Source organism: Photorhabdus heterorhabditis (assembly GCF_001280945.1).
GTDB classification, from domain to species: Bacteria; Pseudomonadota; Gammaproteobacteria; order Enterobacterales; family Enterobacteriaceae; genus Photorhabdus; species Photorhabdus heterorhabditis.
Genome location: NZ_LJCS01000051.1, coordinates 1 through 13,377 on the forward strand (window position 1 = coordinate 1; position 13,377 = coordinate 13,377).

10 protein-coding genes are annotated in these 13,377 nt (G+C 44.8%); 3 read left to right on the forward strand and 7 right to left on the reverse strand.

Annotation, left to right across the window (positions count from 1 at the left end; all coding sequences use genetic code 11):
• Window positions 1-154: 154 nt before the first annotated feature.
• From AM629_RS15655 to AM629_RS15665, 3 genes are read right to left on the reverse strand one after another with little or no spacing between them, the layout of a single operon-like run.
• Window positions 155-1,321 carry an ABC transporter permease gene (locus AM629_RS15655; protein WP_188093385.1) on the reverse strand — a complete coding sequence of 389 codons (1,167 nt, stop codon included), beginning with the start codon at window positions 1,319-1,321 and terminating at the stop codon, window positions 155-157.
• Window positions 1,321-2,466 (reverse strand): ABC transporter permease, encoded by a 1,146-nt coding sequence (locus AM629_RS15660; RefSeq protein ID WP_054480203.1) that lies wholly within the window; start codon window positions 2,464-2,466, stop codon window positions 1,321-1,323. The genes AM629_RS15655 and AM629_RS15660 overlap by 1 nt, the downstream gene beginning before the upstream one ends.
• Before the next feature lie 7 nt (window positions 2,467-2,473).
• Window positions 2,474-3,445: an HlyD family secretion protein gene (locus AM629_RS15665; protein WP_054480204.1), complete on the reverse strand. Its 972-nt coding sequence runs from the start codon at window positions 3,443-3,445 to the stop codon at window positions 2,474-2,476.
• A 234-nt stretch (window positions 3,446-3,679) separates the two neighbouring features.
• On the opposite strand from AM629_RS15665, the gene AM629_RS15670 reads away from it, so the two are divergent.
• From AM629_RS15670 to AM629_RS15680, 3 genes are all read left to right on the forward strand, one after another.
• Window positions 3,680-5,365 (forward strand): sensor histidine kinase, encoded by a 1,686-nt coding sequence (locus tag AM629_RS15670; protein ID WP_054480205.1) that lies wholly within the window; start codon window positions 3,680-3,682, stop codon window positions 5,363-5,365.
• Window positions 5,366-5,380: 15 nt separating this feature from the next.
• Window positions 5,381-6,097: a two-component system response regulator BtsR gene (gene btsR / locus AM629_RS15675; RefSeq protein ID WP_054480206.1), complete on the forward strand. Its 717-nt coding sequence runs from the start codon at window positions 5,381-5,383 to the stop codon at window positions 6,095-6,097.
• A gap of 176 nt (window positions 6,098-6,273) precedes the next feature.
• Complete coding sequence (locus tag AM629_RS15680; RefSeq protein WP_054480207.1) at window positions 6,274-8,076, forward strand: carbon starvation CstA family protein; 1,803 nt, start codon at window positions 6,274-6,276, stop codon at window positions 8,074-8,076.
• A gap of 66 nt (window positions 8,077-8,142) precedes the next feature.
• On the opposite strand, the gene AM629_RS15685 is transcribed toward AM629_RS15680, so the two are convergent.
• The 4 genes from AM629_RS15685 to pnp all read right to left on the reverse strand — a co-directional run bounded on the left by AM629_RS15685 (window position 8,143) and on the right by pnp (window position 13,372).
• A complete protein-coding gene (locus AM629_RS15685) occupies window positions 8,143-10,059 on the reverse strand; it encodes a DEAD/DEAH family ATP-dependent RNA helicase (protein ID WP_054480208.1) in 1,917 nt (638 codons plus the stop codon).
• On the reverse strand, window positions 10,049-10,129 hold the full coding sequence (yrbN, locus tag AM629_RS25295; protein ID WP_110882688.1) for a protein YrbN: 81 nt from the start codon (window positions 10,127-10,129) through the stop codon (window positions 10,049-10,051). The genes AM629_RS15685 and yrbN overlap by 11 nt, the downstream gene beginning before the upstream one ends.
• Window positions 10,130-10,232: 103 nt before the next feature.
• A complete protein-coding gene (gene nlpI / locus AM629_RS15690; protein ID WP_054480209.1) occupies window positions 10,233-11,117 on the reverse strand; it encodes a lipoprotein NlpI in 885 nt (294 codons plus the stop codon).
• Between the two features lie 125 nt (window positions 11,118-11,242).
• Window positions 11,243-13,372, reverse strand: a complete 2,130-nt coding sequence (pnp, locus tag AM629_RS15695) for a polyribonucleotide nucleotidyltransferase (protein WP_054480210.1) — start codon at window positions 13,370-13,372, stop codon at window positions 11,243-11,245.
• Window positions 13,373-13,377 lie beyond the last annotated feature (5 nt).

The following is a 13,377-nucleotide window of genomic DNA, read 5'->3' on the forward strand; positions in this document are numbered from 1 at the left end:
AGTTGTCGTAGGAATGTGGTCATAATAGAAGTTCTGAATTTGGAATGGGAACCAAGATATTAACTGATAAGGGATAACTTTTGCGACACCCTCGCACTGGGCAAGGGTTTACGGCGTTTTTCGCTAACCCATATTTCAATGGAATTGAATCAGATTACAAAGGAAGCATAAACCATCGCTTAAACATCCTGCGCAAATAATAAGTTATTCTCCTGAATCCACCATTACGCACCCTCCCGATCAGAATCCCCAGCAACGTATAAACCACGCCAAGGATCAGCATCATGGCAATATCTCCCAATACATTCTGTAATGGCAGCCCCATTTGGTTAACACCTGCAATCGCTTTTGTCGCCCAAGTAGACGGTAAAGCAAAAGAGATTGCCCTTACCCAATCAGGCATTGCCTGTACCGGCCAAATGGTGCCGGAAATATAGAATACCGGCGTTGTAAGAAGAGAGAGCGTTAAATAGATCATTTCTACGCTGCGCATACATTCTGTCACCAGTTTCCCCAATCCAAACACCGACAACATAAACAGGAAAGTCAGCATTAATAACAGAGGAATAGACGCTTCCTGACGGTATCCCAATACCCACGGCCAAAGAACAAAAAATATGATGGAGAGAAAAAGCCAGATGGGTAATAGCGCCGATAATGCCCCTAAATAGACGGGTAATGGTGGTTTACCTTTCGGCGTACTGCGCATCGTAATACTGACCCGCACACAAGATATCAGCAAGGAGTGTTGCAACAACATCACCAACAAACCAGGAAAGGTAATTGCAGCAAAGCTAACACCTGGGTTGAACAACCCAACAGTTTCACTACGAATTGGCATCAGTAATAGCTTTACCTGTTCAGGACTGAAACCATATTTCAGTAGTAATTTGCTGTTATATTCACTCAGCAATTGCCGGTGGGCTGAGGTCAACTCTTGTTGAATTTGTCCATTGGCAAGACGGCTTGTTGCATCTCCATAAATCGGGAAGGTGATATTTTTTCCAGTAAGGATATTTTTCTCCAGATCCGCCGGTATGATGATGATCGCAAAAATTTCACGTAATAGCAGATCGCGACGGGCATCCGCCAGATTGTCATAGCTGTAGGCAGCAATTTTAGCCGTGGAATTAAGCTGACGTATCAGAGCACGACTGGCGAAGCTGTGATCCTGATCGATCACGGCAACGGGTAGATCCCATACTGTTGGCCGAACATACACCAAACTCATCAGACACAGGGAAGCCAGCATCAACATCCACATAGGTTTTTCCAGCATTCCCATTAACACCCGGCGAAAAGTCTGCCAATACATCCGCATCATTCACCACCTTGTGGCAGTCTAAGCCGTTTCAATAACCGGTTACGCACTAGCAGGGAACAAACGAGCGGATAAATCAGTAACGAAGCACAAACAGATAAAATACCCAGTAAAGAAACCTCACGCAGAAAAATATCAAACATTGCATTCAAGGCGTGGGTCAAAGGCTCAAGATTGGCAATTATCCTCGCCGGCAATATCATTGATAATTCGGGTACTGACATACCTGAAAAGGTCATCGCGATACTTACCAGCACCCCAATCAGGCTATAAGCTGTCAATGCGCTATTGGTGAAAGTAAATAGCAACAGACCAATACTTTGAGCGGCAATCACATAGAAGAAACCTACTATCACCATATATATTGGATTACCATTCACTTTTGCATCAAATACTCCAATCAGCGCCGCCAGTTCTACAATTAACAACAGAGTAAAAAACAGGGTATAAGGCGCCAGTTTTCCCAACAAGGCGAAGGTAAACGGTTTCATTGTCATCAGCGTACTGCTACGGGCCATACTGTAAATCGTACAAGTCACAACAAAAAGCTGTAACAAATGGATAGTAGCCGCAAACTGCTGATAATAAATGTAACTACCACTGGCATTGAAAAGACTGTCATAAGCGAGTGTGACATTGGCTAACGGAGGTAACTGGCGCCCCATCTCCGCTGCCAGTACGGAACGGTATTTCGCATTAATCTCCGCCATTACTCCACTGAAATCCTGAATAGAATAACTTCCGGCACCATAAAACAATGCGTTGTAATACATACGAACTGTTGGCTGGTACCCCCGGAGAGCATCAGCCTCAAAATCATTCGGGATATAAAGCAGAGAGTAATCCTTAGCGTTGCCAAGCCGTTCAAGAGATTCATGCAATCCACCATCGTAGGATTTAATCTGCGCATGAGAAGCGGCATCTAGGTTACGGATCAAACTACGTGACAATGGACTATGATCATTATCTACCACCGATACAGGCAAATTGAGCAACGTCCCTTCTGAGAAATTAGCGCTGATCAGCACAAATAGCATCAAAGGGAATAGCCAGCTTAGCCAGTGAAAAACCGGACTACGGATCGTAGCCCGAATCTCTTGACTAAAAGCGCGTTCGAAACTACGCCATGCAACTTTGCTTCGCATCAATCACCTATTCATCCCAACGCCACAAGGCACTCATGCCAGGACGCAAACCTTCAATAGGCTGTACGGGATACAAGCGAACTTCAAAAGTTCTTAAATCGAAATCACCAGTCGCACGAGTTGCTCGTTTGGTCGCATAATCTCCCATCGAGGAGATATAACGAACTTCTGCTTCAATCTCTTTATCCCCCAACGCCGGAACACGAAGTTTGAATTTATCCCCTTTATGTACTTTTGCCAGAATATCTTCCCGCAGGTTATAAACAAAATAAGCTTCTGGTACACGGACTAACGTCACCAGCGGGCTGTTGGCATTAAATAATTCACCCACTTCTGCCGGAATCGGCCCAACTTCACCCTCGACTGGCGCTTTAACCTGTAAATCATCCTTCTGGGTTTGTAACTCAATGAGTTGCTGTTCAGCCTGACGCAGAGCCGCCGCATATTTCTGGCGTAGCTCAATCCTGTCACCATGCACACCTTCATCTAACGCGGCTTTTGCTCCCTGCATTTTTTGATAGGCAACATCCCTGCTTCTGCGGGCGTTATCCAGTTCATTTGGTGAAACGTAGCCTTTAGATGCTATGTTCTGGATACGGTTATATTCACGTATCGCATTATCATATTCAGCCTGAGCTTGCGCTAAAACCGCCTCCAAATTTCGAATACTTTCTTCACGCGTACCATGCAAAGATTGCTCTAACTGGGCCTTAGCCTGATCACGGACAGCTGCCAATGAAGCGACTTGAGCCAGTAACTCAGGGCTTTCAAGTGTGATCAGGAGCTGACCGGTTTTAACATCATCTCCCCGCTCGACATGACGTTCGATCACCCGGCCCTTGGCTTTGGATGCCACAATCACTTCCGGCGCATCAACTTCACCTTGCAACAACAAATATTGGTTATGAGAACGAAATAACACAGCCATTGCTGTGAGCAGAATAACCAGTAAGATCGTAAAAAGTGTTCTTTTTTTCATTATGTCTTACACACCCAAAATTGCTCAATCTGAAACTAATAGCATCTTCACATTATTCTATAGAAAATTTCTTATATATTTGTGCGTATAATTACTGGCAGAAAGAATAAGTCCTTATAATAGTGTAGTGGTTTATGATTCTTGTCAAATATTGCTCTACTTAAACCAAATTGTTAATAATATCATTAACGATTTCTGTAAACTGGTAGCACTAACAATCTTCCCAGAAAGCCTATGTACGAATTTAACCTCGTGTTGTTATTACTACAGCAGATGTGTGTCTATTTAGTCATTGCCTGGCTGCTAAGCAAAACACCGCTATTTATTCCACTCTTACAAGTCACGGTGCGCTTACCTCACAAGTTATTATGCTACGTCATTTTTTCCATTTTCTGCATTATGGGAACTTACTTTGGTCTACACGTAGGTGATTCAATCGCCAATACCCGTGCTATTGGTGCTGTCCTTGGCGGACTGTTAGGCGGGCCAGGCGTTGGCGCGCTGGTTGGGTTAACAGGTGGGCTACACCGTTATTCTCTTGGTGGGATGACTGCTTTCAGCTGTATGATATCAACAATTGTTGAAGGTTTGATCGGTGGGGTCATTCACAGTTACCTAATAAGGCGTGGTCAAATAAATCGGCTGATTAATCCCTGGACCGCCGCTGTCGTAACGTTTTGTGCTGAAATGATACAAATGGGAATTTTACTCTTACTTGCCCGTCCATACAGTGAAGCATTAGCGTTAGTCAAAAATATCGCCGCCCCAATGATGGTCACCAATAGTATCGGCTCAGCAATGTTCATACGTATTCTGCTCGACCGGCGCGCTATATTTGAAAAGTATACCAGTGCATTTTCTGCTCAGGCACTGAAAATTGCTGTCTATACTGAAGGTATTCTGCGGAAAGGATTTAATGAAAATAACAGTATGCGAGTAGCAAAAGTTATTTATCAGCAATTGGAAATTAGCGCAGTTGCCATTACAGATAGGGAAAAACTGCTGGCATTTATTGGTATCGGTTCAGATCACCATCTTCCCGGAACACCTATTGCCTCAGCGCTATCCCGTCGGGCAATTGAAAATAACGAAGTAGTTTATGCCGACGGCAATGAAATACCTTACCGCTGTTCAATCAACCCAACCTGCAAACTAGGCTCTACCTTGGTCATTCCACTACGGGGAGAAAATCAACAAGTGATCGGAACGATTAAACTTTACGAAGCTAAAAATCGTCTGTTCAGCTCAATCAACCGGACTCTAGGAGAAGGTATTGCCAGCCTGCTATCTGCCCAAATCCTCGCCGGACAATATGAACGGAATAAACAATCACTTCTCCAATCAGAAATTAAGTTGCTTCACGCGCAAGTGAACCCTCACTTTTTATTCAATGCCCTAAATACACTGCAAGCCGTGATCCGCCGAGACAGTCATCAAGCCGGTCAGTTAGTTCAATATCTCTCAACCTTCTTCCGTAAGAATTTGAAACGATCAGAAAAAATTGTCAGCCTGACTGATGAAATAGAACATGTGAATGCTTACTTACAAATTGAGAAAGCTCGATTTCGTGATCATCTGCAAATACATATTGAACTGCCGGATGCTCTACTTCACGCCAAACTACCGGCTTTTTCTCTCCAGCCGATAGTAGAAAATGCCATCAAACACGGCACATCACAATTGCTGGAAACCGGCAGAATTACTATTCGTGCTCATCAGCAGGATCAATTGCTGATACTGGAAGTGGAAGATAATGCGGGTCTTTATAAACCCGCTTCCATAGGGGATGGATTAGGCATGAGTTTGGTAGATAAACGGCTGCGACTTCGCTATGGTGAAAATTATGGAGTGCAAATAGATTGCCAGCCAGAACAATCTACCCGCGTAATTTTATGCTTACCACTAGAATACAGAGGCTGATCAAACTGTGTGAATATGAATATATTAATTGTTGATGACGAACCGCTAGCGCGAGAGAATCTGCGTTGTTTGCTAGAAGAAGAGCAAGATATCCAAATTATTGGCGAATGCCCCAACGCCATTGAAGCTATTGGTGCCATCCATCGTCTAAAGCCAGATGTTGTGTTTTTGGATATCCAGATGCCACGTATTACCGGATTAGAAATGGTTGGGATGCTCGATCCAGAACATCGTCCCAATATTGTTTTCCTGACGGCATTTGATGAATACGCAATACAGGCGTTTGAAGAGCACGCATTCGATTATTTGTTAAAACCACTGGAAAAAAACCGGCTGACCAAAACCTTACAACGATTACGCCAAGGGTATCAGAAACAGGATATTTCAGTACTAAAAGCCGAAGAGCCTTTGAAATATATTCCATGCACAGGACACAGCAGAATCTGGCTTGTTCAACTGGATGAAATACTTTATGTCACCTCCCGCCCAAGCGGAGTCTATGTTATGTGTACCAGCGGACAAGAAGGATTTACTGAACTGACTCTTCGCACACTGGAGACCCGTACTCCACTGATGAGAAATCATCGTCAATATTTGGTCAATATGTCCCATCTGCGTGAAATCCTATTTGGTGATAATGGACAAGCTGAACTGGTGTTACGTAATGGTAAAACTATTCCTGTTAGTCGCCGCTATTTGAAACCGCTCAAAGAAGCGTTAGGGTTGAAGTAATGCGTGATATTCATCACATTTTTAGCAGGTTAGTGAATTTTTGCCGACCACTTACCTGCTAAATCTAACCACTTAACTCGCCATATAACCACTCACACACTCACACCCCTATTAGCTTTCTTTACCTGTGACAAGATAGGCGTAAAAACTTATCGATCTCACTCAGGAGAAAAGAAATGCAACACGCTCTCACATTTATTATTGCGACGTTGTGTATCTTGGTTATCTGCTACCGCTTGTACGGTGTATTTTTCGTTAAAAAAGTACTGAAAGCTGATGACAGTGAAGTTACACCTTCGCATTTACTGGAAGATGGCAAAAATTATGTACCCACAAAGAAATGGGTCAATTTCGGCAGCCACTTCGCTGCAATTGCGGCGGCAGGTCCGTTGGTCGGCCCCGTATTAGCAGCTCAGTACGGTTATCTGCCCAGCATGTTATGGCTATTAATCGGCTGTGTCATTGGCGGTGCGGTACATGATACCGTTATTCTGTTCGCTTCAATGAAACATAGCGGCAAATCTCTGTCAGAAGTTACCAAAGCAGAGCTTGGCCCGATCGCTGGCTGGTGTACCGGTCTTGCAATGTTGTTCATTATCACTATCACTATGTCAGGTCTTTGCATGGTGGTAGTTCACGCTCTAGAACGTAATCCCTGGGGTACATTTGCAGTACTTATGACCATTCCGGTAGCGATTGGTGTCGGTCTTTGGGAACGCTTTACCGGTAATATGCGGGGTGCAACCTGGGTAGGTATTATCACCATTATGGTATGCGTGATCGCCGGTCCTTACATTCAGACATCCGCTTTCGGTGAATGGTTAAGTCTGCGTACATCAACCGTCAGCATGGCATTACCAATCTACGCATTCTTTGCAACTGCTCTGCCAGTATGGATGCTACTGACTCCACGAGGCTATCTTTCCAGCTTTATGAAAATCGGTGTATTCGGTGCGTTGGTTATAGGTGTGATCTTTATTAACCCAGAGATACAATTCCCAGCAGTCACTGAATTTATTCATGGCAATGGCCCTGTACTGGCAGGTCCGGTATGGCCGTTTATCTCTATCACTATCGCTTGTGGTGCAATTTCTGGTTTCCACGCATTTATCGGCTCTGGTACAACGCCCAAACAGATCGATAAATGGAGTGATATCCTGCCAGTTGGCTTCGGTGCAATGCTAGCAGAATGTGTCGTTGGTGTAATGGCACTGATCGCTGCCACTTCCCTGTATCCTGCTGACTACTTCGCGATTAATGCCTCTCCAGAAGTCTTTGCCACATTAGGTATGGATGTTGTCCACCTACCCGCACTGAGTCAGGAAATCGGCCTCGATCTGAATGGCCGTACGGGTGGTGCAGTAACGCTGGCAGTGGGTATGGCTGATATATTCACTCGTATTCCTTGGTTCAACCAGTTAACGTCCTACTTCTTCCAGTTCGTTGTCATGTTCGAAGCGGTATTTATCCTGACAGCTGTTGACTCTGGTACACGTGTTGCCCGTTACCTGCTACAAGATTTCCTAGGTGATATCTGGGCACCTCTGAAACGCATCGACTGGTTACCAGGTTCCATTGGTTGCAGTATTGTCGCCTGTTTACTGTGGGGCTACCTATTGAATTCCGGCGATATCAACTCAGTCTGGGCGCTATTCGGTGTATCCAATCAGCTAATGGCGTCTATCGGTTTGATGATTGGCGCAACAATTATTCTGCGCCTGTCTGAAAAACGCTGGTATATGCTGACTTGCCTGATACCACTTGCTTACCTGTACGTTACCGTGAACTACGCTGCTTACTGGATGGTGAAACATGTTTACTTCAACTCCGCCGCAAAAGGTTTCAACATCTTCAACGGTACTATTTCCATTGTGATGGTTATCCTTGGCGCCGTAATTCTGGTTTCTTCTATTATGCAATGGCTGAAACTGTGGCGCACACGCAGCGTAAGCAATCCAGTTAAGGTACTAAGCAATTGATCTATTCCATAGATCAAAAACGGCTCCTGTAAAAAGGAGCCGTTTTATCACTTAAATATCAGTCAATTACTGCGCGTTACTATTGCTATAACGGCGGCGTGGAGCAGCAGATGGACCATGGTCATCACTACGGCCACGGAAACTACTACGGCTTTGGCCTTCACCACCGCGACCTTCACCACTGCGGCGCTCGCCACTGAAGCGACGACCACCACCAAAGTTTTCACGATCACGGCGAGGGCCGTTACCGTTACCATTACCGTTATTACGACCACCACCACGACGCTCCCGGCGTTCAAATGGCTGTGCATCACCCAATAACTGCATATTCATTGGCTTATTTAGAATGCGGGTACGGGTAAAGTGAGACAGCAAGTCGCCAGGCATACCTTTTGGTAGCTCAATAGTAGAGTGAGTTGCAAACAGTTTGATATTACCAATATAACGGCTACTGATATCACCCTCATTAGCAATCGCACCAACGATATGGCGAACTTCAACACCATCATCACGGCCCACTTCAATACGGTACAACTCCATTTCACCAACATCACGGCGTTCACGACGAGGACGATCACCGCCACGTTCGCCACGATCATCAAAGCTATTACGACGACGATCATCACGTTCGTTGAATTCACGGCGAGGACGACGAACCGGATCTGGTGGCAGAATCAACGGACGTTCACCCTGTGCCATTTTCAATAATGCTGCCGCCAGCGTTTCTATATCCAGATCTTCCGCCGGTTGCAATTTAGACAATAGAATACGGTACTGGTCCAGATCGCTACTTTCCAATTGCTGCTGTACATTAGCTGCAAATTTCTCCAAACGACGCTGACTCAACAACTCAGCATTTGGCAATTCAACTTCTGGAATAGTCAACTTCATTGTACGTTCAACGTTACGTAACAAGCGGCGTTCACGGTTTTCTACAAACAACAACGCACGACCAGCACGCCCCGCACGACCAGTACGACCAATACGGTGAACATAAGATTCTGCATCCATTGGAATATCATAGTTAACAACCAAGCTGATACGTTCTACATCCAAGCCACGCGCAGCAACATCAGTTGCAATCAAAATATCCAAACGCCCATCTTTCAAGCGTTCCAGAGTCTGTTCACGCAGAGCCTGGTTCATGTCGCCGTTCAAGGCTGCGCTGTTGTAACCATTACGCTCCAGTGCTTCTGCCACTTCCAGAGTTGCGTTTTTGGTACGCACGAAAATAATCGCAGCATCAAAATCTTCAGCCTCAAGGAAACGCACCAGTGCTTCATTTTTACGCATACCGTAAACAGACCAGTAACTCTGGCTGATATCAGGACGAGTAGTTACGCTAGCCTGAATACGCACTTCCTGCGGATCATTCATAAAACGGCGAGTAATACGGCGGATAGCTTCTGGCATAGTTGCAGAGAACAACGCAGTTTGGTGCTCAGCCGGAATTTGACTCATGATGTTTTCAACATCTTCGATAAAGCCCATGCGCAGCATTTCGTCAGCTTCATCCAAAACCAAGCCGCTCAGGTTAGACAGATCTAAAGTACCACGCTTCAGATGGTCCAAAAGACGACCTGGTGTACCCACAACAATTTGTGGTCCCTGACGCAAAGCGCGTAATTGAACGTCATAACGTTGTCCACCATATAGTGCAACAACATTCACATTACGCATATGTTTAGAAAAATCTGCGCATGCTTCAGCTACCTGTACCGCCAGTTCACGGGTCGGTGCCAGCACAAGGATCTGCGGAGCTTTCAGCTCAGCATTAATGTTATGCAATAAGGGCAAGCTAAATGCTGCCGTTTTACCACTACCAGTCTGTGCCATACCCAGCACATCACGACCGTTTAATAAGTGAGGAATACATTGTTGCTGAATTGGAGATGGCTTTTCATAGCCAAGATCTTCCAGTGCAGAAAGAATAGGTGCTGATAAACCCAGATCAGCAAAAGAGATTTCAGTCTCAGTGGTCATGTAATGGTGCCTCATTAGTTATGGCGGCCAGTCTACATAACGCATCGAAAAGAATTTCGGTCATTTTCATTTAAAATGTGAACTGGCTCAAAGTATGTAATTAAACGAACAAATAAGCCCTCATCGGTCAAGATGATGGACTTTGTTAATCGATCTCGAAAAATGTTCGTCAGCTATTGCTGGTCCGATTCTGATAGGTCGTCTTGTTCCTGGCCTAACAGCGCCAACTCCAACAATGCATAGCGGTGCTCAACAAAATTATGTGCATTATTAGCTACCGTCAGCTTGAATAACGCAGATGCGCTATCCTTGTCCCCCAGACTTAGGTAATGTTTACCTAAATAGAAGTCAGTTTCACTGAGATGCTCAGCGAGCGAAGTGTTATCCGTTGCATTCTCTTTTAAGCGATCCATCAATGTATATTCACTGATTTTACCTAAGTAGAATTCAACTATATTCCAGCCCCATTGCCCCCGGTTCGCTTTTTCGTAGTGTTGCGACAAATTTACCATCGCTCCTTTAGGATAAAATTCTTTTTCCACTAGGTACAACCACAACGAACGAAAAGGATCATTTGGATCGTCTTGATAAAACGCCTGCAGATCATCCTGCGCTAACTTATACCGGCCACCGTAATACAACGCGATGCCGCGGTTCAGACGCGCGTAATTGTAAGTTGGATCAAGCTCTAATACAGAATCAAACGCTTCATAGGCGGCATCAAAATTGCCAGCCTGCGTAAAGTAAATCCCCAGATAATTAAAAATCTCTGGAATATTAGGGCGAATAGATAAGGCAATAGAAAAATCATTCCGTGCCAAAGCCCTCAGCCCGAGACTATCATACAGCACACCTCTCTCATATAAAAGCTGTGCGTACTCATCTTCTGTCAATGACCGACTCGCGAGAATCTGTTCCATACGAGCCAGAATAACTTCCTGCTGCAATGAAGGTTGTAACGGAATAGCAAAAACTTCGTTTTTACGCCAATCCTTGCTGCTGCATCCTGTTAAAATAAGTATTGCTACAGCATAACACCAGCGCAGAAAAAAATTCATTTCCTACTCCCGAAAGTCAGACATTGATAAGAATGACCTATCACCCATCTTGCATTTATTGGGCCTCCTGCCCTCGAGTCTATTAAACGGCGCTTTTTTACAAGACACCGTTTATGACATCAAATTTATTCTGCTGATTGTGGTACCTGTGATGCTTCCTCAACAGTTGTACCCGCTGTTGCTTCTTTAATGCTCAAACGAACACGGCCCTGGCGATCAACTTCTAGTACTTTAACTGATACTTCCTGACCTAGCTGCAAATAATCAGCCACTTTCTCAACACGTTTATCCGCAATCTGAGAAATATGTACCAGACCTTCTTTACCACCACCGATAGCAACAAATGCGCCGAAATCAACGATACGGGTTACTTTACCAGCGTAAACACGCCCAACTTCAATCTCCGCAGTAATTTCTTCAATACGACTGATTGCATGTTTTGCTTTTTCGCCATCAGTTGCAGCAATCTTCACTGTTCCATCATCTTCGATTTCAATAGTAGTACCGGTTTCTTCAGTCAGCGCACGGATAACTGAGCCTCCTTTACCGATAACATCTTTGATCTTGTCAGGATTAATCTTGATAGTGTGAATGCGTGGTGCAAATTCAGAAATATCATTACGTGGGCAATGAATTGCCTGCTCCATTACACTCAGGATATGCAAACGTGCACCTTTTGCTTGATTCAGAGCAACTTGCATAATTTCGCGAGTGATACCTTCAATTTTGATATCCATTTGCAGAGCACTAACACCTTCACGGCTACCTGCTACTTTAAAGTCCATGTCTCCCAAATGATCTTCATCACCCAGAATGTCAGACAGAACAACAAAGTTATCCCCTTCTTTCACCAGCCCCATTGCAATACCAGCAACAGCAGCTTTAATCGGTACACCTGCGTCCATCAGTGCAAGAGATGCACCACAAACAGATGCCATTGAAGATGAGCCGTTTGATTCAGTAATTTCAGAAACTACACGAACAGTATATGGGAATTCATTAGCTTTCGGCATGACTGCCAATACACCACGTTTAGCCAGACGGCCGTGACCAATTTCACGACGTTTTGGCGAACCAATCATACCCGTCTCACCAACAGAGTATGGAGGGAAGTTATAGTGCAGCAGGAAGCGATCTGTGCGTTCACCCATCAGCTCATCAATGATTTGTGCATCACGTTCTGTACCCAAAGTCGCAGTAACCAAAGCCTGAGTTTCACCACGAGTAAACAGTGCAGAACCGTGGGTACGAGGCAGAACACCAGTACGTACGTCCAACGCACGAATCATATCCTTTTCACGACCATCAATACGTGGTTCACCACGTAAAACACGACTGCGAACAACATTTTTCTCTAAGCTACCCAAAATCTCATGGATTTCGGCTTCATCCAGAGTTTCATCCTGTTCCAACAATACTGCTGAAACTTCATCTTTGATAGCATCAACTTGAGCATAACGCTCTTGTTTCTCAGTGATACGATAAGCATCACCCAGACGGCTTTCTGCCAATGCGGCGACCCGATCATGTAATTCTTGGTTAACAGGTTCTGGTGTCCAATCCCATTTTTCTTTGCCCGCTTCCGCAACCAATGCATTAATGTTATCAATAACCACCTGTTGTTGATCATGACCAAACACCACCGCGCCCAGCATTTGCTCTTCAGTTAACAGATCCGCTTCAGATTCAACCATCAGTACAGCGCCAGCAGTACCTGAAACCACGAGATCCAAACGGCTATTTTTCAGCTCATCACTAGTTGGGTTCAGTATATATTGATCATTGATATAACCAACACGAGCAGCGCCAATTGGACCATTGAATGGAATACCAGAAAGTGCTAGTGCAGCAGAAGCACCAATCATTGCAACAATATCAGGATTAACTTGTGGATTAACAGAAACAACAGTTGCTACAATCTGAACCTCGTTCAGGAAACCTTCTGGGAATAGAGGGCGCAGAGGACGATCAATCAAACGAGCTACCAGCGTTTCACCTTCTCCCGGGCGGCCTTCGCGACGGAAAAAACTACCTGGAATACGGCCAGCAGCGTAAGTACGCTCCTGATAGTTAACAGTCAGTGGAAAGAAATCCTGACCAGCTTTTACTTTCTTCTGACCAACAACAGTTACGAATACAGCAGTGTCATCCATATTTACCATAACAGCAGCTGTGGCCTGGCGAGCCATCATACCTGTTTCGATAGTAACGGTATGTTGACCATATTGAAATTTACGAACAATCGGACTCAGCAAAATAA

Excerpts from the sequence above, each read along its gene's own strand:
- AM629_RS15655 (WP_188093385.1), bottom strand. The coding sequence starts at position 1,321 with ATGCGGATGTATTGGCAGACTTTTCGCCGGGTGTTAATGGGAATGCTG.
- AM629_RS15660 (WP_054480203.1), bottom strand. The coding sequence starts at position 2,466 with ATGCGAAGCAAAGTTGCATGGCGTAGTTTCGAACGCGCTTTTAGTCAA.
- AM629_RS15665 (WP_054480204.1), bottom strand. The coding sequence starts at position 3,445 with ATGAAAAAAAGAACACTTTTTACGATCTTACTGGTTATTCTGCTCACA.
- AM629_RS15670 (WP_054480205.1), top strand. The coding sequence starts at position 3,680 with ATGTACGAATTTAACCTCGTGTTGTTATTACTACAGCAGATGTGTGTC.
- btsR (WP_054480206.1), top strand. The coding sequence starts at position 5,381 with ATGAATATATTAATTGTTGATGACGAACCGCTAGCGCGAGAGAATCTG.
- AM629_RS15680 (WP_054480207.1), top strand. The coding sequence starts at position 6,274 with ATGCAACACGCTCTCACATTTATTATTGCGACGTTGTGTATCTTGGTT.
- AM629_RS15685 (WP_054480208.1), bottom strand. The coding sequence starts at position 10,059 with ATGACCACTGAGACTGAAATCTCTTTTGCTGATCTGGGTTTATCAGCA.
- yrbN (WP_110882688.1), bottom strand. The coding sequence starts at position 10,129 with ATGAAAATGACCGAAATTCTTTTCGATGCGTTATGTAGACTGGCCGCC.
- nlpI (WP_054480209.1), bottom strand. The coding sequence starts at position 11,117 with ATGAATTTTTTTCTGCGCTGGTGTTATGCTGTAGCAATACTTATTTTA.